Annotated in this window: 18 protein-coding genes and 1 pseudogene; 8 read left to right on the forward strand and 11 right to left on the reverse strand. The window is 67.6% G+C overall.

Annotated features, from left to right (window positions below; genetic code table 11):
• Both AWB92_RS06675 and AWB92_RS06680 read right to left on the reverse strand, forming a co-directional pair.
• Nucleotides 1-629 (reverse strand): PE family protein (locus AWB92_RS06675; RefSeq protein ID WP_142281972.1); only part of this gene is annotated, 629 nt, incomplete at its 3' end.
• Nucleotides 630-785: 156 nt separating this feature from the next.
• Complete coding sequence (locus AWB92_RS06680; protein WP_241523390.1) at nucleotides 786-1,943, reverse strand: NADH:flavin oxidoreductase; 1,158 nt, start codon at nucleotides 1,941-1,943, stop codon at nucleotides 786-788.
• 72 nt (nucleotides 1,944-2,015) lie between these two features.
• Between AWB92_RS06680 and AWB92_RS06685 the strand changes: the two genes are divergently transcribed.
• A complete protein-coding gene (locus AWB92_RS06685) occupies nucleotides 2,016-2,690 on the forward strand; it encodes a DUF427 domain-containing protein (protein ID WP_085184611.1) in 675 nt (224 codons plus the stop codon).
• On the opposite strand, the gene AWB92_RS06690 is transcribed toward AWB92_RS06685, so the two are convergent.
• On the reverse strand, nucleotides 2,687-4,156 hold the full coding sequence (locus AWB92_RS06690) for a LuxR family transcriptional regulator (protein WP_085184612.1): 1,470 nt from the start codon (nucleotides 4,154-4,156) through the stop codon (nucleotides 2,687-2,689). The genes AWB92_RS06685 and AWB92_RS06690 overlap by 4 nt on opposite strands.
• A gap of 294 nt (nucleotides 4,157-4,450) precedes the next feature.
• Between AWB92_RS06690 and mdlC the strand changes: the two genes are divergently transcribed.
• Nucleotides 4,451-6,064 carry a benzoylformate decarboxylase gene (mdlC, locus tag AWB92_RS06695; RefSeq protein ID WP_085184613.1) on the forward strand — a complete coding sequence of 538 codons (1,614 nt, stop codon included), beginning with the start codon at nucleotides 4,451-4,453 and terminating at the stop codon, nucleotides 6,062-6,064.
• Here mdlC and AWB92_RS06700 read toward each other — a convergent pair.
• Complete coding sequence (locus tag AWB92_RS06700; RefSeq protein WP_085184614.1) at nucleotides 6,061-6,711, reverse strand: TetR/AcrR family transcriptional regulator C-terminal domain-containing protein; 651 nt, start codon at nucleotides 6,709-6,711, stop codon at nucleotides 6,061-6,063. The two genes, mdlC and AWB92_RS06700, sit on opposite strands and share 4 nt — an antisense overlap.
• Nucleotides 6,712-6,781: 70 nt before the next feature.
• Between AWB92_RS06700 and AWB92_RS06705 the strand changes: the two genes are divergently transcribed.
• Together AWB92_RS06705 and AWB92_RS06710 are read left to right on the forward strand one after the other, a co-directional pair.
• Nucleotides 6,782-7,714, forward strand: a complete 933-nt coding sequence (locus AWB92_RS06705; RefSeq protein WP_241523391.1) for an alpha/beta fold hydrolase — start codon at nucleotides 6,782-6,784, stop codon at nucleotides 7,712-7,714.
• Nucleotides 7,698-8,351 (forward strand): maleylpyruvate isomerase family mycothiol-dependent enzyme, encoded by a 654-nt coding sequence (locus tag AWB92_RS06710; protein ID WP_085184615.1) that lies wholly within the window; start codon nucleotides 7,698-7,700, stop codon nucleotides 8,349-8,351. Before AWB92_RS06705 ends, AWB92_RS06710 begins: the two co-directional genes overlap by 17 nt.
• 2 nt (nucleotides 8,352-8,353) lie before the next feature.
• Here the strand turns inward: AWB92_RS06710 and AWB92_RS06715 are convergent, their stop codons facing one another.
• The 3 genes from AWB92_RS06715 to AWB92_RS06725 are packed head-to-tail and all read right to left on the reverse strand — an operon-like array spanning nucleotide 8,354 to nucleotide 11,316.
• Nucleotides 8,354-9,505: an acyl-CoA dehydrogenase family protein gene (locus AWB92_RS06715; RefSeq protein ID WP_085184616.1), complete on the reverse strand. Its 1,152-nt coding sequence runs from the start codon at nucleotides 9,503-9,505 to the stop codon at nucleotides 8,354-8,356.
• Nucleotides 9,506-10,420: an LLM class F420-dependent oxidoreductase gene (locus AWB92_RS06720; RefSeq protein WP_085184617.1), complete on the reverse strand. Its 915-nt coding sequence runs from the start codon at nucleotides 10,418-10,420 to the stop codon at nucleotides 9,506-9,508.
• Nucleotides 10,421-10,425: 5 nt separating this feature from the next.
• Complete coding sequence (locus AWB92_RS06725) at nucleotides 10,426-11,316, reverse strand: acyl-CoA thioesterase domain-containing protein (RefSeq protein WP_085184618.1); 891 nt, start codon at nucleotides 11,314-11,316, stop codon at nucleotides 10,426-10,428.
• 97 nt (nucleotides 11,317-11,413) lie between these two features.
• Here AWB92_RS06725 and AWB92_RS30400 point away from each other — a divergent pair.
• Nucleotides 11,414-11,509: pseudogene (locus AWB92_RS30400) on the forward strand (SRPBCC family protein); the annotation flags it as partial.
• On the opposite strand, the gene AWB92_RS06730 reads toward AWB92_RS30400, so the two are convergent.
• Nucleotides 11,491-13,191: a hypothetical protein gene (locus tag AWB92_RS06730; RefSeq protein ID WP_085184619.1), complete on the reverse strand. Its 1,701-nt coding sequence runs from the start codon at nucleotides 13,189-13,191 to the stop codon at nucleotides 11,491-11,493. The pseudogene AWB92_RS30400 and the gene AWB92_RS06730 sit on opposite strands and share 19 nt — an antisense overlap.
• Nucleotides 13,192-13,404: 213 nt before the next feature.
• On the opposite strand from AWB92_RS06730, the gene AWB92_RS06735 reads away from it, so the two are divergent.
• The 3 genes from AWB92_RS06735 to AWB92_RS06745 are packed head-to-tail and all read left to right on the forward strand — an operon-like array spanning nucleotide 13,405 to nucleotide 15,645.
• Nucleotides 13,405-14,223, forward strand: coding sequence for an SMP-30/gluconolactonase/LRE family protein (locus AWB92_RS06735; RefSeq protein WP_085184620.1), 819 nt, complete (start codon nucleotides 13,405-13,407; stop codon nucleotides 14,221-14,223).
• 17 nt (nucleotides 14,224-14,240) lie between these two features.
• A complete protein-coding gene (locus AWB92_RS06740) occupies nucleotides 14,241-15,074 on the forward strand; it encodes a thioesterase family protein (protein ID WP_085184621.1) in 834 nt (277 codons plus the stop codon).
• Nucleotides 15,075-15,105: 31 nt separating this feature from the next.
• The gene (locus AWB92_RS06745; RefSeq protein ID WP_085184622.1) at nucleotides 15,106-15,645 is read left to right on the forward strand and encodes a TetR/AcrR family transcriptional regulator; all 540 of its coding nucleotides are present in this window, start codon (nucleotides 15,106-15,108) and stop codon (nucleotides 15,643-15,645) included.
• On the opposite strand, the gene AWB92_RS06750 is transcribed toward AWB92_RS06745, so the two are convergent.
• The 3 genes from AWB92_RS06750 to AWB92_RS06760 form a co-directional block, all read right to left on the reverse strand.
• Nucleotides 15,642-17,021 carry a 13E12 repeat family protein gene (locus tag AWB92_RS06750; protein ID WP_085184623.1) on the reverse strand — a complete coding sequence of 460 codons (1,380 nt, stop codon included), beginning with the start codon at nucleotides 17,019-17,021 and terminating at the stop codon, nucleotides 15,642-15,644. The two genes, AWB92_RS06745 and AWB92_RS06750, sit on opposite strands and share 4 nt — an antisense overlap.
• An 85-nt stretch (nucleotides 17,022-17,106) precedes the next feature.
• The gene (locus tag AWB92_RS06755) at nucleotides 17,107-18,447 is read right to left on the reverse strand and encodes an FAD-binding oxidoreductase (RefSeq protein ID WP_085184624.1); all 1,341 of its coding nucleotides are present in this window, start codon (nucleotides 18,445-18,447) and stop codon (nucleotides 17,107-17,109) included.
• Nucleotides 18,448-18,464: 17 nt separating this feature from the next.
• Entirely contained in the window at nucleotides 18,465-19,205 is a 741-nt protein-coding gene (locus AWB92_RS06760; RefSeq protein ID WP_085184625.1) for a glucose 1-dehydrogenase, read from the reverse strand.
• Nucleotides 19,206-19,211 lie beyond the last annotated feature (6 nt).

Raw genomic sequence — 19,211 nt, forward strand, 5'->3', positions numbered from 1 at the left:
CCGCCGCCCCGCAACGCCACCCCGCCGTTACCGCCGCCGCCGCCGTTTCCGTACAACCACCCGCCGGTGCCGCCCGCCCCGCCCGCCGCGCCGGCCCCACCGGCGCCGCCGAGACCGCCGTTGCCGACCAATCCCGCGGCCCCGCCGGCGCCGCCGGCCACCCCGGGGTTGCCCGTTTGCGAAAAGCCGTTGCCGCCGTTGCCGAGCAAAAACCCGCCGGGCGCGCCGTTCGGGTTGGCCGCCGTCCCGTTGGCGCCGTCGCCGATCAGCGGGCGCCCGAACAACAAATTGGTGGGTTTGTTGATCGCCGCCAAAACGTCTTGCTCCACGGTCTGCAACGACGGCACGTTGGCCGCCTCGGCGGCCGCAAACGCTCCGCTCGCGCCCCTCAATGCCTGCACGAACTGGGCGTGAAACGCCGCCGCCTGGCTGGTCAGGCCTTGAAAGGCCCGCGCATGGCCGGAGAACACCGACGTGATGGCCGCGGAGATCTCATCGCCCGCGGCGGGCGTGATCGACGTGATGGGAGTCGTCGCTGCCTCGTCCGCCGCGATCAGGCCCGCGCCGATGTTCGACAGATCCGATGCCGCCCGTGCCACGAAGTCCGTAGCCACCGCAAGATACGACATCGCTTCCTCCTACCGGCCGTCGGCTCAGCGTATGCAGATTCCAAGCCGACATTCGGGCTTTCCGAGAACACGAATGCCTATGCTTGTGTCGCGGCCGCGGCTGACCTACGGAATGGGTTGGGACGCAACGAGTTTCCGGAGAGCCCGGCGCCGGGATCAGCTGGTGCTGCCCGGGGAGAGCAGTTCCCAGTCCTTGATGTCGGCGATGGGGCCAAACAGATCCGCGGGAATGTCGCCGGCGAGCGGTTGACCCGCGCGAACCAGCTGAGGCCAATTGCGGTTGGCCAATGCTGGTTTGGCCAGAGTGACGACGTCGCCGATCCCGGATTCGATGACGGCGGCCGCATCGCGGGGATCGTCAAGGTGTCCGTTGACGAGCACGGGCAGGCCGCTGTGCTGTTTGGCCAGTTCGGCCAACGTCTTCGGGCCCGCATCGAAAGCCGGTGCCAGCGCGCGGTACTCGGTCGTGTGGATGTAGTCGATGCCCGTGTCGGCCAACGCGCCGAAGATTACCGCCGCGTCCTGTTCGCCACCGGCCCAGCGGTGCTGATGGTCGGACACTTTCCCTTGGGAGATGCGGATTCCGGTGGTGATCTCGGATCCCACCGCAACCGCGACGTCGCTGCTGATCTCTGCGGCCAAGCGAACGCGATTGGCGACAGTTCCCCCGTACTCGTCGGTGCGAGTGTTCAAGTAGTCGGTGAGGAACTCGTCGAGCAGATACCCGTTCGCGCCGTGGAGTTCGACCCCATCGAAGCCGGCATCGCGGGCCAGGCGCGCAGCCCTCACAAAGGCCCGGCGCACCTCGCGAACCTGCTCGGCGGACATCGCTTCGGGCATCGCGTACGGGCCCGATCCGCGATACATGGCGGCTTGTGCACCCTTCGGACGCACCGCGGACGGGCCTACGTTCGAGGATGTGTAAACGTTGCCCTGCGATTGGCTGCCGGCGTGCATCAACTGGGCAAAGATCTTCGCGCCGGCCGCGTGGACCCGCTCGACCACCGGCTGCCAGGCCTTGGCCTGAGCGGGGGTGGCGATGCCGGGCTGGAACAGATAACCCTGGCTGGCCTGCTCGTCCATGTAGATGCCTTCGGTGATGAGCAGGCCGAATCCACCGTCGGCGTACACGCCGTAGTACGAAATCATCCGCTCGGTGGCCAGTCCCTCCGCGGTAGCGCTGACGCGGGTCATCGGCGCCAGGGCGACACGGTTTTTCAGGTCCGCGCGCCCGATCGTTGCCGGAAGGAACAGGGACTCATGCGGCGGCGTGCTCTCAGCAGTCAGCCGGCCGTCTACTTCCTGGTTCGTCACGGGCGACACAACAGTGCGCCCTCCGCAAATGTTCCGAACGGCCCGACCGGCGCTGCCGATAAGCTTTGACCAATGACTTTGGTAGCAGGACGGGGACCGCTGTCCGCTGATCCGGCCGGGCGGTTCGCTCCCCAGATACCCGCCGGCGTGGTCTACGTCGAGCCACACCCCCGACGCGTGCAGGCCTTCGTCGGCGGCCGCCTGGTGATCGACACCGAACGGGCGCTGCTGGTGCACCGGCAGGGTCGCCCGCTCAGCTACGCGTTTCCTGCCGAGGAGGTCGGCGACCTCCGGAACGAGCCGGAGCCCGAGGCCCCGGGTTTCGTCCAGGTGCCCTGGGACGCCGTCGACACCTGGCTGGAGGAGGGGCGCCAGCTGGTGCACTACCCGCCGAATCCGTACCACCGCGTCGACTGCCGCCCGACGACGCGCCGCCTGCGCGTCACGGTCGACGGCACCACGCTGGTGGACACCGACGACACGGTGATCCTGTTCGAGACCGCGCTCGAGCCGCGCCTCTACGTCGCGCCCGCTCACGTGCGCACCGATCTGCTGCGGCGCTCCGAGACGTCGAGCTACTGCAACTACAAGGGTTACGCGACCTACTGGTCCACGGACGATGTCGACGACGTCGCGTGGAGCTACGAGGATCCGCCGCCCGAAAGCCTGCCCATCAAGGGCTTTTTCAGCTTCGACGCCGCGCGCGTCGATGTCGTCGCCGAGCTGCCGCTCAGCCACCGCGGCTAATCGTCCGACTCGTCCTTCAACGCCAGTCCGAGTTGACGTCTCGCGGTGACGCCCAGTTTGGTGAACACCTTGCGCAGGTGGTACGCGACGGTATTGGAGCTGATGTACAACTGGGCGCCGATCTCGGCATTCGTGGCTCCCCGCGCCGCCAATGCGGCGACCTGAACTTCTCGCGGTGTCAGCCCAGAAGGGCTTGCCGGGGAATGCCTTTCGCGCACATGCTCGCCGGTCGCCTCCAGCTCCAGCCGAGCCCGCTCGCGGAAGGCTTCCATACCCATGGCGGCGAACATTTCGTAGGACGGTCGCAGCTGGGCACGCGCATCGAGTGGGCGTCGCTCCCGGCGCAGCCATTCCCCGTAGACGAGTCGCGCACGTGCGGCGGCCGGACGAAGGTTCGTGCGGTCCAGTCGCTCGACTCCCTCGCGGTAGAGACGTTCGGCGGCCGCGTCACCACTGGCGAGCGCCTTCGAGCACGCCAAAGCCCCTAACGCCCAGTCGGTATCGGCAGCATGGGCACTTTCGGTCAACAAGTGCAGGGCCCGGTTCGCTACGTTCGCCTGCCCACAACGCGTTGCCGCCTCTATCAACTCCGGCAGCAGGAAGTTCGCCCACAGCTCTTGGGGATGGTCGCTGCCTTCTCGGGCCGCGACGAAGGCGTCCTCATACCGCCCGAGCCCATTGCACAACACTGCCGTCGCCAACTCAATCGAGGCCAAGCACATCCCCTCGCCCCGCGCAACGGCATAGTGCTTGCCGGCGCGCATAAGTCGCCGGGCCTCGGCTTGGTCGCCCTGCCACGCCGCGAGAGGAAGCGCGGCGTAGGGAAACATCATTGTCGCCGTCGCGGTGGCGACCGAGTCCGCTTCGGCGATCAACCGCCGAGCCGCCGCGAAGTCACCGGTCCAAACAAGCGCCGCCGCGTGCGACTGCAGCGCGACGGCCAGCGCACGCTCATCGTCTGCCTCCCGAGCCAAAGCGACCTGCCGAGCCGGGAGCAGCTGCCACGCTCGATGGTCCCAGGCGATTATTGCGGCGTGGCAGGCAAGCCAGAGCCATCGCGTCCCGTCGTGGTGGCTTGTTTCGTCCGTGCGACAGAACGCGTGTACGGCTCGTCGGACCAGCCTGACTCCCGCAGCGCCATCGATGACGACGGCCGTCAATCCATCCAGCATGACATCGGTTGGCCGGGCAGGATCTTCCGGTCGGGGCGCGGCCGCGCCGGCTACCGCCACTTCCAGGACGCCGCGAGCGCCGGCCAGCCGACCGGCGAAAAGGACCGTCGAGAGCGCCTCCAGATACAGCTCGCGCGCCAACCGGATATCGCGCGCCGTGTACGCGTTGGCCATCTCGAGCAAGGCCGCGGTTGCGTCGCTGCCGAACTTGGAGGTGAACATCATCTCGCCGCGCAACACGGGAGGTAAGGCGTCGGCTTGCTCTGCCAGTCGCGTGTGCTCGGCAGGGTTCATCGGTGTATCGATGACTTCGCGCCCGCCCAGCTCCGGGCGTAAATCATGTGGGAAGTGTATCGGCTGGACGTCCCCGGTGCGCGGGCCCGACTTGCCGCGACAAACTCCACGTCGGCACGGCCTTAATCACAGTCGACTACCAGGTGTTGAGGATTCCGCGGCCAGCACGCCAAGTCATCATCGAGGTGAGGCACCGCCTGGGGGCATCGGCCTGATCCCGCACCGCAAGCCAACCAGCGGGCGAACCAACTACTGACTCTCCCTATCACCGCCGACCCGACCTCTGGAGCTGCCATGGCCACCGTCCGTAACGCGATTCTCGATCTGTTCCGCGCACACAATTTGACGACCTGGTTTGGGAACCCGGGCTCGTCGGAATTGGCTCTGCTGCAGGATTTCCCAGACGATTTCCGTTATCTGCTGGGACTCCAGGAGATGGTGCCCGTCGGCATGGCCGACGCATACGCGCAAGTTACCGGCCGGCCCGCGCTGGTCAATCTCCACACCGCCCCGGGAATGGGGAACGCCCAGGGACAGCTGTACAACGCGTTCGTCAACAAGACGCCTTTGATCGTCACTGCGGGGAATCAGCGCCGGACGATGCAAAATCAATACTGCCTGCTGACCAACATCGAGCCCACGTCCGTCCCGAGACCATTCGTGAAATGGGCGGCCGAGCCCGCCCTCGCCAGCGAGGCTCCTGCCGTATTGGCTCGCGCCATCCACCTCGCGACTGCGCCGCCGAGGGGCCCGGTGTTCGTTTCGCTCCCGATGGACGACATGCCGATCGAGCTCGACGAAGCGCAGGCGGATGACGTCGCCGCCATCGGGAACCGTTCAGTGACATCCGTGTCGGGGTTCTCCGCCGAAGTCGCCGAGCAGATCGTGGCGCGGTTGGACGGCGCGCGATCACCGGCGTTGATCGTTGGTGGCGATGTCGAGCGCTACAGCGCGTGGGAGGCGGTCGTCGGGTTGGCCGAACGAACGCAATCCCCCGTGTGGACGGCACCGCTGACCGGATGGAGCGGCTTCCCGGAGAATCACGCGCTATATCAGGGGATACTGCCGCCCGGCGCCGGTTGGATCTCACACATGCTTGCCGGACATGATTTCTTGTTGGTGATCGGTGCCCCCGTATTTCGGTACTACCCCCGAGTTCCCGGCCCATACGTGCCCGAAGGCGCCACCTTGCTCCACATCACCAACGATCCCGACGAAGCCGCCCGCGCCCCCGTCGGCGACGCGATCATTGCCGACCTGGCCAGCGCTGCCCAAGCTCTTCTCGCCGCGGCGAAGTCCACCCAGCGCGGCGCCCCCGCTCCGCGCGCGCCGATTCCGGACCTGCGACAAGCGCAGGTTCCCTTCGAGCCCGAGGCGCTTTGGACGGCGGTCGGCCTGGCCGCACCCGCGGAGACGCTGTGGGTCAGCGAAGCGGGTAGCAACGAAGTCGCTATCACTAACAGCATCCGGCCCGGCCGCCCGTTGTCGCACCTGTCGTCGGCCGGGGGCGGCCTCGGCTACGGCCTGCCGGCTGCAGTCGGCGCGCAATTGGCGGCCCCGGATCGTCCGGTCGTCGCTCTGATGGGCGACGGCTCAATGCATTACGCGATTACCGCATTGTGGACCGCCACGCAGTATGAGATACCGGTGACCATCGTTGTCGCCTCGAATGGCGAATACGGCGTGGTCAAAGAATTCGGCGTGTGGGAGAAGACGCCAGGCGTACCCGGCCTGGACCTGCCGGGCCTGGATGTCGTGGCCACCGCGGCCAGCTACGGTGTCGACGCACACGAAGCCCATACGACCGACGACGTTGTCGAGATGGTGCGGGCCGGCATCGCCGACCGGGGGCGGCCCACCCTCATCAACGCCCGCACGACTCCAGTCCAGGCGGCTACGGGAGCCTAACGTCGGGCTTGGGACTGGATACCGGCAAGCAGCATGTCGAGAGCCCGATCGAAATCCTTGGCCATCGTTGAGCGTTGGGAGGTTTCTGCGAGCGCGGCCATGTGCGGGTGGTCGGCCGCCGCGAGCTGCCCGATACGTTTGGCCATCGCCACATTCGACTTCTCGCGAACGCTTGCGGGTGCGGTTTCGGACAGTGGCCCCGCCAATTCCACTTGCGCAGCACCCATTACAAGACTGAGCACACCGCGAAACGCCGCCAACAGATCGAGGTCGCTCAGCCCCGCCCGGGCGAGGGATTCGATAAGCCGCTCGGCCGGAAGATACCCGGCCGCTGACACAACCCTTCGGGTGAGCACCAAGGACGCGGCGTTGGGGTGCTGGCGCACGGCCCGCCAAATGGCAGTTGCGATGCCCTTGACATCGGAGCGCCAATCTTTCGACGGGCGCGGCAGGCGGACGTCGGCGAGCACCGCTTCCGCGACGAGCCCCTCGAGCTCTTCGCGGTCCGTGACGTAGTTGTAGAGCGTCATCGGTCCGGTGCCCAGCGCCGCGGCCAGCGACCGCATGCTCAGCCCCGCAAGCCCGTCCTGGTCGACGATTTGGAGAGCCTGCGCCCGCACCTCGGCGACGGTGAATCGTGCCTTCATGTCGGGATCAGCCTACTGATCATCGACCCGGCCGTTGACAAGTACACCGTACTTATTATACAAACGTACGGTGTACGTATCGTCGAATGATCTCAATTGGGCCCCCCGGTCCGGCACCGAACGGGTGTCGTTCATGTCGCACGACACAGAATGCGCAGGCTGGCTGGCTCTTCCCGAGGGACGCGGCCCCCACCCCGGTGTTGTGCTCGCTCATGGCCTGGGCGCGACTCACGACATGCTGCTTGGGCAGTACGAACGACGCTTCGCCGCCGCCGGCATCGCCACGCTAGCCTTCGATTACCGCTACACGGGTGAGTCCGGTGGCGAGCCCCGGCAGCACTTCAACATGCGACGGCATCGACAGGACGTCGTTGCGGCGTGTGGGTATCTGCGCCGGCACGACGCGATAGACACAACCCGATTGGGCTTGTGGGGAACGAGTTTGGGTGCGCTGCACGTATTGCAAGCGGCGGCAGAAGAACCCGATATCCGGGCGGTGGTGGTGCAGTGTCCGATCGTGCATGGCCCGGGCACGCTGACGCGAAATGGATTGTGGTCCGCCTTGCGCTTGACTCCGGCGATCGCCGAAGACGCTGTGCGCCGTGCGTTTTCGGCCAGCCGCCGCTACGTCCCCATCGTGGGTCGGCCCGGCGACCTGGCCACCGTCACTAGCCCGGGCGCACTCGAAGGATGGTATTCAACCGTGCCGCCCGGCACCGCATTCGATAACCGCATGGCCGCGGTGGACGTCGTCGGCATCGCGACGAGCAGCGCCAAGCGCTGCGCGAAGAAAATCGAAGCGCCGCTTTTGGTTTGCGTGTCACAGCGCGAGACGTTGATGGACTCGCGCCATGCCGAGGGCGTCGGCCATTCGGCTCCTCGCGGTGTGGTGCGGCATTACGACGGCGACCACTTCCAGATCTACCATCCCCCGTTGCTGGAGGCCCTCCTCGCCGACCAAGTCGACTTCCTGAAGGAGCACCTCGATGTCAGGGCCGGCTGATGCGCTGCGCGACAACGACGGGCGACTTGCCGATTTCGCGCGCGACATCACCGCGGCGCAGTGGGCCGAGCCGAGTCTTTGCAGCGAGTGGACCAATCATGACGTGCTGGCCCATCTCGTCATCGGTTATGGCGCCGCGGCGCGGGACGTCGCCGCGGAGATGGTCCGACAGCGGGGCTCCTTCGACGCCGCGAACGCGCAGTTGGCCCGCGATCTGGCCGTGCGTCGCCATCCCGCTCAGCTGATTGCCGACCTGGAGGAGCTGGCGCGCCGACCCCGAGGCATCGGCCGCGTCTTTCCGAAGCGTCTGCTGCTGGGCGATCACGTCATTCACGAACTCGACATCGCCTTCGCATTGGGTAAGGAATCGACGGTGCCCCCGTCCACCGTCACCACTGTGCTCGATACGCAGGTGCGCGTTCCCAACCCGTTCGTCCCCGCGGCCGCACGAGCCCGTGGCCTCAATCTGAACGCCACGGACGTCGACTGGTCTCACTCCGCCGGCGGACCAAGGGTTACGGGGCAAGCAGCACACATCGCGTCGGTCCTGGCCGGGCGTCCCAGAGCCCTGCGGTATTTGAGTGGTGACGGCGTGGGCCTGCTGTCCGCCCGCATCAACGCCGCCCACCACGGGTAGAGCTAGGCACCGTAGCTGGGACGCCCGAGCTTCAGCGTGTGCTGGGCGATCATGTTGCGGAACACCTCGAGGGTGCCGCCGTAGATGCCGAGCGGCAGCGCCAGCCGGTAAAGGTGTTCGGCCGCACCGTCACTCGCAGAGCCCGGCGTCTCGGCGGGCAGCGCGGACGCCGGTCCCAGGATGTCCATCAACTCTGGGGAGATGTCGCGCATGGTCTGCGCGATCGCGACGCGCCCGAACATCCCGGGCGTGGACATCGCCGCTTCCATCCGCGCGACGGCCCGTCCGAGCCGATATTTCACCGACGCGTCGTCCACCTGCGCGACGAGCGCAGCGACCGTGTCGACCACCTCGGCCATGATGTCGCCGTGCGCCGACATCGCCGCAACGTATTGCAGGCCATGGTCTTCCGGATCGACCATGCCGTGTTCGGAGTCCAGCGCCGAGCGCATCACCGTCCAGCCGCCGTTGACCTCGCCGATGCGGTAGAGGTCGTCGACGCGCACGTCGCTGTAGAACACGATGTTGGTGCGGTCGCCGTCCAGGGTGCGGATGGGTTGAATCTCGATGCCCGGTGAATCCAGCGGCACCAGAAACATGGTCAGGTTCTTGTGTTTCGGCCCCTGCGGATCGGTGTTGGTGAGCAGGAAGACGTACCGGGCGTTCTGCGCGTTGGAGGTGAACATCTTGGAGCCGTTGATGATCCACGCAGACCCGTCCCGCACCGCGCGGGTCTTGCAGGTGGCGACGTCGGATCCGCCCTCGGGCTCGGTGTATCCCAGGCACAGCCGGATCTCGCCGGACAGCACGCCGGGCAGGACCTTGTCGGTGAGCTCGGGAGCGCCGAACTGCTGCACCAGCCGCGCGACCACAGAGGTGGTTCCCCAGTGGTACCAGGGCGTGTGGGCGCGGGCGATCTCGAGGTGAAAGATGCGCCGGCGGACCGGGCTGAATCCGCCCTCGTATTCCGGCCGCCAATCCGACGCCAGGTAGCCGGCTTCGCCCAGCGCCAGATGCACCTGCTCGTCGAAGTTTTCCCCGAACTCGCGCTGGCGGCGCAGCACCTCGTCGGTGACGTGCTTCGCGATGAAGGCCCGGGCTTCCTCAAGGAATTCCTGGTCCTCGGCGCTGAGCTCGACGGCTGAGAAGTCCATCTACATCGCGTCGATCACGAGCGTGCGGAACCGATCGAGGGTCTCGAGCGCATGCGCCATGCTGTCGCCGGGCAAGTGGACGCCGACCCACGTGACTCCCACGGCCGCAAGCTTTTCCAGGCCGCCGAGGTATGCGTCGGCGTTGAAGTCGTCAGTCGCGGGGCTGCCGCCCTCGAAGTTGGTGAAGGTGATGTCGATCGCCGACCAGTCCCTGTCCACCGCATCACAGCGGCGCCGCAGATCGTCGATGCCCACGGTGAGGCTCTCGACGGAGTCGATCACCGCGGTGCCCGCGGTCTGGGCCAGCTGCGGCGGGGCGGGAAATGGACACCAGCCGTCGCCATATTGGGCGACGCGCTGGCGGGCGGTCGTGGTGTTGCCGCCTATCCAGATCGGCGGAGGGCTCACCGGCCTGGGGTGCGCGGTGATGCCCTTGGCGCTGAAATGCCTGCCTTCGAACGAGATATCGTCTTCCGTCCAGATGGCCCGGATCACCTGCAGCGCTTCCTCGAACAGCTCGGCGCGATCGTCATACGTCACGCCCAGCGCCGCGAATTCCCGTTTGAGGTAGCCCACCCCGACCGCGAGCGTGAAGCGGCCGCCCGAGAGCAGGTCGAGCGTGGCGCCGGACTTGGCCACCACGAACGGGTTTCGATACGGAAGCACCACGATGTTGGGAATCAGGCGCAGCGTCGTCGTCCTCGCCGCCGCGAAACCCAAAGCGACAAAAGGATCTAACGCGTCGTGACCGCCGGCCTCCAGCCAGCGCTGCGACGGCGCGGGGTGGTCGGTGAAGCCGAAACCATGGATGCCCGCCGCTTCGGTGGCCGCGGCCACCTTGCCGATGCCTTCACCGCTGACCAGTTCCGGGTTGTACGGATGGCTGTGCATCGGATGGGTGACGGTGAAGCGCATGGCGGTCAGAACCGGGCGCGCGAATCGATCGCCGTGTCGCTGGTGCGCAGCGGACGGATCAGCGCCTCCTGGGCGAAGGAGGCCAGCAGCTCGCCCTCCTCGGAGTGCACCGTCCCGCGCACGTACGACATGCCCGCGCCGACCTGGGTGCTCTCGTGGGTGTAGAGCAGCCACCCCGCCCAGCGCACGGGTTCGTGGAAGGCGACCGAAATGCTCATCGGTGCGGTGGACACGGTCAGGTGCGCCTGGCTGGTGCCGATGCCGGGGTGCGCCCGCATGGTCGTGGAGATCCCCAGGTGCCCGGTGAAGTAGGCGACCAGCGCCTTGGCGAGGTCGTCGCGGGTCGGGATGGGGTCGTAGTGCAGCCACGCGTACAGCTCGGGCGGCCCGACCTCGTCGGGGCTGTTGACGTCGACGACGTCGACGAGGCGCAGCTCCCGCCCGACCATCGGCATCGGCGAATGGTTGGCCTCGGCCGGAGCCGCCACGTCGGGACGCGGCAGGTGATGGCGGATGACATCGCCCGTCGGGACGTCGGCCAGCACGGTGATGCTCAGGCAGCGCCGACCGTTCTGATGCACGGCGACGACCGCGGTGGCGGTGGACCGGCCCTCGGCGACGACGTCGAGCACCAGCTCGATCGGTGGGCCGACCGTCACCGCACGGGAGAACACGGCGTGTGCCGAGCGCACCGACTTGTCCGGGAATCGTTTGGCCACCGCGACAATCGCCTGAGCCAGCACCTGGGTGCCCTCGACGACCTGCCGTTCGTCGCCGACGGCGATCCCGGTTTCTCCGGTGAAGCGGTCCTGCCCGTCGGGGCGCACGTCGAACAGGTCCAGCAGACCTTGCACGGTCCACTCGATCTGCTCGGATTCCTCAGAAGCCTTCGTCAAATCCGCTCCACCTCCGCGCTAGCAGCTCAGGGCTCAGCGTGACACTTTGAGTAAGATTTGTAAAGCTTGGCTAACAACATCCAGGGAGGCAAGGCAATTGGGCATCGTGACGAGCACTTCGGAGACCGCCTTCACCCATTCCGCCGAGGACGTGTACGACTTCGTCACCAACCGTTACATACGTAGTTGGCCGTTGTTGGCCAGTGCCGGGGTAACGGTTGCCCGGCCCGGCTGTCGCGTGCGTGGCGAGGTGGGCTGACGGCATGTGGTTGCCCGTTTCCCTGTCTCGTGGCGACGACCGGTACTCGCCGTCGGGCTGTTCGGTGCGGTCTGGTCGGTAGCTCTCACCGCGCGGTCCTCTGGTCGCGCTGGTGTCACACCTTTCCGTCGCCTCGCCGACAAACCTTGGGCGCGACGCCCGATCACCGTGGCTGCGGCCTGGTGACGGGTGACGTTGTGATAGGGGTGCTGCCAATGTTGGGCACCCCACTTGCTGGTGTAGGCGGGATTGACCGCGAACACCGCGATCTGCGCATGATGGGCCATCGCGGTCAGCCGGTTGCGGAACACCGCAGTCGGGATAGCGGATACTGTGCGGCGAAACCGTTTCCCGCGTGTCCCGCGGCCCATTGTTTCGCGGCCAGTGGCCCGCGCGTCGGCGAAGTCGAGGTCTTCCACCGCGATCGCAGTGATCCCGAACCGCTGCGTGTAACGGATCAGTTGAGTGATGGCGTGACGGACCTGGGCGTCACGGCGTGCCGCGGAGCCGGTGAGGTCGATGTCGATGCGCTCAGCACGACCGGTGGGGTTGCCATGGGCGTCGAGTCGGCGCACGGCGAGGTGCCCGTCATTGAGATCGACTGCCGCCACGGGGCCGGTGGCGTAGACGTCCTCACCGGCGGCGGTGTCGTAGCGGCCGACCCAGTACGGCAGCGTGGGAATCGCCCACGACGCGGTCAGATAGCGGCCGCCGCGGCCAGCCTTGCGGGTGATGGTGTAGGACACCGAGTTTCCGTTACTGATCCGCTGGGCCCACTCGTGTCCGCGATGCGGTAATACCGCCGGCGCGGACAGTACGTAACGTCCCCGCGGCTCATTCGCCAAATGCTCCAGCGGTTTGGGCAACCGCACACTGACCTCACCCGTTGGGGTGACGGTGATCGTCAGATTGCCAAAGGGTTCATCGGGGGAACCATTCGCGGTGATCCGCCAGCGCGCTGCCGCCCACTTCCGTGTCCACTCGGCGACGGTCAGACCGGCTTTGTCGAGGTGGCGGCGGGTGCGGACCAGACGTTTCCCACCTTCAGTGACACGTACTCGCTGGTTGCGGCGATCCTCTTCGGCTTGGGCGAGCTGGCCGCGAAGAGCCTGTAGCCGCTGCTGTTTGGTGAATCGTTCGTGCTGAGTCGCATAACCTTTCGGCCCTTTGGCTTTGCGGCGGGCTTTAGGCTCCGCGCCCGTTAATGCGTCGATGGTGGGAGCGGCCAGTCGCTTTTCGATGGCGGCGATCGCCGCCCGCAGCCCCACGACGTGGCGGTATTGGGCCTCGCGGGCCAGACAGTACTGGTCATCGTTGCCCGCGATGATCGCGGTGGCCCACCGCGCACTGGACTGCGCGGTCAACACCTTCTTACGGGCGTTGAGCTGATCCCGGCGGACCTGTCGGCGTTGCTCAGCGCCCAATCGCGAATCCACCAGATCCCGCCGGGATGTCGCCGCCAGATCAGCGCGACGCAACCGGCCAAGCTGCGCCGCCACACGATCCAGCACGTACTCATCTTCGGCTGATGTACGCATCCGACAGGTGATCGCCACCCCCGCGGGCCCCGCGACGAGTTTCACCCCACGCCACTCACGCAACTTCTGATCGGCCATACCCACACTCTCGTAGACAGGTCCGACAAATACGGCTCATCCAATGCTGGCCAACAAAACCGCTAACTGTCCAAGAACCCGGCCAACTGGACCAAGACCAATCCCGCGGGGATCGACGCCTACCACACGGCCGTCGCGCGCGAGCTGGGCGAGATTGACACCGACGCACGTCGTACGTGACACTTTTCCGGTGTTTTGTAAAGGCGTGAGCGGATGATCCCGGAGCCGTTGGCCAAGGGGTTCTGCTTCGGCGAGGGCCCACGCTGGTTCGAAGGACTGCTGTGGTTCTCCGACATGCTCGGTGAGGCCGTGCACACCGTGGACATGCGGGGCTCGGTGACCACGGTGGCGCTGCCCGGGCGGTCCCCGTCGGGCCTCGGATTTCGTCCCGACGGGTCCCTGCTGATCGCCTCGACCGAGGACCGGCAGGTGCTGCGCTACGACGGCGAAACCGTCGACACCGTCGCCGACCTCGCCGCCCTGACGCCGGTCAACCTGGGCGACATGGTCGTCGACGACGCGGGGCGCGCCTACATCGGCTGCCAGGCGTTCTCCGGCGGCGCGATCATCCGCCTCGACGCCGACGACACAGCCACCATCGCGGCGGAAGACCTCGACTTTCCCAACGGCATGGTGATCACGCCGGACCGGAAGACGCTGATCGTCGCCGAGTCGACGGGGCGGCGGCTGACCGCGTTCACCATCGGCGATGACGGCGGGCTGAGCGGCCGCCGGGTTTTCGCCGACGGCCTGGACGGGCCGCCCGACGGCATCGCGCTGGACGCCGAGGGCGCAGTGTGGGCGTCCATGACGTTGGCGCACCAGTTCGAGCGGATCACCGAGGGCGGCGCCGTGACCGACCGCATCGGCATGGGCGAGCGGGTGGCGATCGCGTGCGCGTTCGGCGGCCCCGCGCGCCGCACGCTGTTTCTGCTGTCGAGCACCGACGCTTATCCTCAGCGACTGATCGGCACCCGGCTCTCCCAGGTGGACGCGGTGACGGTCGACACCCCCGGCGCGGGCCTACCCTGACACCCGGAAGGCAGAGGATGACCGACTCCTATTACGAGCTGATCGACGACGCCGACCCGCGGGGCGAGAAGTTCGCGGCGACCGACCTGGCGCGCGGCACCTGGTCGGCCGCCATCCAGCACGGCGGCCCGGTGTCGGCGCTGTTGGTCCGGGCGCTGGAACGGTGTGCGCAGCGCGACGACACCCACCTCGGCCGGGTCGTCATCGACCTGCTGGGTGGGGTGCCGGCCGAGGGCGACCTGTGGGTCAGCTCGCAAGTCCAACGGGGCGGGAAACAAATCGAGCTCGTCACCGCCGAGATGCTGGCGCCGGGGCCCGACGGCGAACCCCGGCCGGTGGCGCGTGCCAGCGGGTGGCGGTTGCAGCACCAAGACACCCGCGCGGTGGCGCACGGCGCGACTCCCCTGCCCCGGCCGCGGGCCGAGGCCCGCGACCGCAACCTCAAGGCGCGGGACTGGGATCGCAACTACGTGCACAGCCTGGACTGGCTGTGGCTGACCGAACCGCTCAGCGAGGGCCCGGGCGAATCCTGGATCAAGCCGACCGTCGACCTGGTCAAGGGCGAGGCCATGAGCCCGCTGGAGCGGCTGTTCGCGGTGGCCGACTGCGCCAACGGCATCGGCAGCAAGCTCGACATCACCAAGTGGACGTTCCTCAACACCGACCTCGCGGTGCACGTGTTCCGGATCCCCGACGGCGACTGGATCGGCATTCGCGCGGAGACCAGCTACGGGCCGGACGGCATCGGCACCACGGTCGGCACACTTTTCGACGAGGGGGGCGCGGTCGGCGCCATTCAACAATGCGTGCTGGTGCGAGGGCGCCCTGGCCGGGAAGCGAAAAAACAGTGACACGCTCGCGATACTTCGTAAAGTTTCTCCTATGAGCCACCCGGCCCCAGCCGCGGACATCGACACCTCAACACGCCAGCGCATCCTCGACGCCACCGCCGAGGTCCTCGGCCGCAACGGCAAGACGAAGCTCAGCCTGTCCGAGGTGGCCGCCCAAGCGGGCGTCTCGCGTCCCACGCTGTACCGCTGGTTCGCCTCCAAAGAGGAGCTGCTGTCGGCGTTTTCGCAATACGAACGGCAGAGCTTCGAGAGCGGCCTGGTCAAGGCCACCGCGGGGCTGAAGGGAGCCGACAAGCTCGACGCGGTGCTGCGCTTCATCGTCGAGTATCAGCATTCGTACTCCGGCGTGCGGATGGTCGACGTCGAACCCGAGCACACCATCGCCCAGTTCGGCCGCGTCATCCCGCAGATGCGCGACGGCCTGCAACGGCACCTCTCCGGACCCAACGCCGCGGTGCGAGCGGCGACCGTCATCCGGATCGCGATCTCGCATTACATCGTGCGAAGCGACGACGCCGATCAGTTCCTCGAGCAACTGCGCCACGCCGTCGGAATCAAGGGAACGACCTAGTCCGTCGGCTCCGGCGGGTCGGGGTCTCCGTTCAGGAGTTCATCGGGGTGATGGGCGTGGTTGATTTCTGGCGGTCCGGTGCCGTCGGTCCAGGCGAGGCGTCCGGTGTCGGTGACTTCGGTGTGATAGTCGCCGTCGGTGGCGCCGGCGTGATCGGGGCCGCAGGCGAAAAAGAGTTTATCCGCGTCGGTTTGCCCGCCGGCGGCCCAGTCGGGGACGTGGTGGACCTCGCAGTGATAGCCCGATTCCAGGCAGTCGGGACGGGTGCAGCCGTGGTCGCGGGCATGGCAGATGAGGCGTTGATCGGGGGTGGCGATGCGTTTTTGCCGACCCAGGTAGAGGGGCCGGCCGGTGTGGTCCTCGAATACCGCGAGATAGTGAATCGCGTTGGCCGCCATCCTAATCAGATCGGGCATCGGCAGGCGCGATCCGCCGCCGGTGCGCGCGGGAGCGGGCATCGGCACCGATGGGTCGACGGCGGCATGGGCGGCCCGATCGAGTTCGCCCAGCGTGGTGGTGACCACCACGGTGACCGGATGGCCGCGGTGGGTGCCGAGTTGCCCGGAGCCGATCGCGGTCCGCAGGGCCAGTTTGAGGGCGTCGTGGCCACGTTGGGCGGTGCTGCGGGTGTCGCGCTCCTCGGCGGGGCTGGTGTCGTCGGGTTGGTGGCGCCCCGGGCGCACCGCGGCCGCGATGGCTTCCAGGTAGGCGCGGGCCTCGGGGTCGAGCAGCCCGGACAGCCGCGACATACCGTCGGGGCCTTGCGGGCCCAGGTGCAGCCCGCGCCGCCGCGCCCGGTCCTCGTCGGTAAACAGTCCGTCGGGGTTGAGATAGTCGGCGATGCGCTGCCCCAGCTTGCCGATGACCCCGGAGTCCAGTTTCGCGGCGTGCTCTACCAGCAGGCGTTCGGCCTCCGCGACGTCGGCCGGTGAGACGCTGGCCGGCAGCACATCCACCGCGTGACAGATCGCGCGGATGTGATCCTCGCCGAGCGCGCCTGCTTCCACCGCCGCCGCGACCTCGGCCAACTCCGGCCCCACCGGCGGGCCGGCCAGCGAGCGCCGCGGCCGAATCCGGGCCGCCAACCGAAACCGGCGCGTCACCTCCCCGGACGTCAGACGCAGCCGCGCGCACAACCGGCCCCGCACCGCGGGCAGGGACGGACTGCCGTCCGGGGGCTCGGCGATCTCACCGAACACCCGATACATCACCCCCCGATTCACCCGCTCCTGGGTCTCGAGCCGCTCGGCCACCTCGACGCGAAAGTCGTTGCCCACCAGATCCGACGAGGTCTCCCGCAACACCACGTGCGCGGCGTCGATCGCATCAAGAGCAGCGCTGATCCGCTGCCGTGCCAACTCCGCACTCAAGCCCATAGCCCGACGCTAAAAACCACCCCCGTCAAAACCCCCACCCGAACACACCCGGCACCCGGCCTGTGGATAAAACTGCAACTGTGGATCAGTCGAACAGCACGGCCGCGTTGAGGTAACCGGTCGGGTCGAGGGCGGCCTTGACCGCCCGCATCGCGGCGATGTCGGCGGGCTCCCGCGACATCCCGAGGTAGGGGCGCTTCCGACTGCCTACGCCGTGCTCGGAGCTGACGTTGCCGCCGCATCGCGCGATCAGATCCATCATCGGCGCATACAACGCCTGCTCGCGTTCCGGCGGGCAACGCAACACGTTGAGGTGCAGGTTGCCCTCTCCGATGTGGCCGAACAACACGGGCAGCGCGTCGGGCGCATGCACCCCGACCAAATCGACCGCCTCCCTGGCGAATTCACCAACGGTCGACAGGGGCAAGGACACGTCGAACTTCAGCGGCGGCCCATACACACCCAGCACCTCGGCGAGCGATTCCCGCACCCGCCACAACCGTTGCTGCGCAGCGACATCCACGCCGACGGCCGGCTCACCGGCCAGGCGCACGCCCTCGAGCAGGTCGGCGAGCCGATCCGTCTGGTCGTGGTCAGCGGCCAGCTCCACCAGCAGCAACCAGTCGCCCTGCACCGGCGCCCCGACACCGAGGTGTTCGGCGGTCAGCGCGGCGGCCCGGCCGTCGATCAGCTCCAAAGCCGCGATCCCATCCACGTCGCGAAACGTGCGGCCGGCGTCGACCAGCGCCTCCAGTTCGGCGAACCCGCAGACCGCCGTCACCCGATGCGACGGCATCGGATGCAACCGCAGGTCCAGCGCGGTGATGACGCCGAGGGTGCCCTCGGCGCCGACGAACAGCGCCGGCAGGTCGTAGCCGGTGTTGTCGCTGCGCACCTCACTGTGGCGGCGCAGCAGCGAACCGTCGGGCAGCGCCACCTGCAGGCCAAGGACCTGCTCGCCCATGTTGCCGTAGCGGACGGTGCGCAGGCCGCCGGCGTTCGTCGATGCCATGCCGCCGACGGTGGCGGTGTCGCGGGCGGCCAGATCGACGCCGAACACCAAACCCGCTGCGGCAGCGGCGTTCTGGACGACAGCCAGGGTAGCTCCGGCGCCGGCCGAGAGGCGACGCTCGACGGTGTCCACGTCGCCGAGCGCGCGCAGCCGTTCGGTCGACAGCAACACGTCATCGCGCTCGGGGACGGTCCCGGCCACCAGCGAGGTCCGCCCGCCCTGCACCGTCACGTGCGCCCCCGCGTCGCGGCACACCCGCAACGCCTCGGCGACCTCCTCAGCCGTACCCGGCCGCACCAGCGCGCTGGCGCGCCCGCGGTAGCGCCCGGTGTGATCGACGCTGCGGCCGGCCAGCACGTCAGGGTCGGTGACGACGTGAGACGAACCGACCACACCCGCCAAACTGCGCAGCATGCTCGCGGTTATAGCACCTAGAACTCTTTGTGGTTCACGTCGGTTATCAGCCCACCGTCCATGACGAATTCGCTCCCCGTCGAGTAAGAGGACTCGTCGCTGGCCAGGAACAGCACGAACGTTGCGACCTCGCGGACTTCACCCGGACGGCCGAGCGGGATGGTGACCATGTCTTCGGGCAGGTGCGCGGTCATCGGGGTGCGGATGAAACCGGGGTGGATCGAATTCACCCGGATGTTCAACGGCGCCAACTCCAACGCCGCCGACTTGGCCAGCCCGCGCACGCCCCACTTGGACGCGACGTACGGGTGCACCATCGGCGCGCCGCGCAGCCCCTCGATCGACGACACGTTGATGATGGAGCCTCCCCCGGCCGCGGTCATCGGTTCGACCGCCGCCCGCATGCCCAGGAAGGTGCCGGTCAGGTTGACGTCGATCACCTTCTGCCACTTGTCCAGCTTGAAGTCCTTCAACGGCCCCAGCGCGACCGTGCCCGCATTGTTGACCAGCACGTTCAGCTTGCCGAATTCGCCGACGGCGGTCGCGACCGCGGCGTCCCACTGGTCGGGCTGGGTGACGTCGAGGTGGACGTAGCGCGCGGAGTCGCCGATCTCCTCGGCCAGCGCCTTGCCCTGGTCGTCCAGAATGTCGCCGATAACCACCTTGGCGCCTTCCTCGACCAGCAGCCGCGCATCTTCGGCGCCCATGCCGCCGGCGGCGCCACTGATCAGCGCTACCTTGCCGTCAACCCGTCCCATCTAACA

Source organism: Mycobacterium sp. IEC1808, from assembly GCF_002101935.1.
GTDB lineage: Bacteria > Actinomycetota > Actinomycetes > Mycobacteriales > Mycobacteriaceae > Mycobacterium.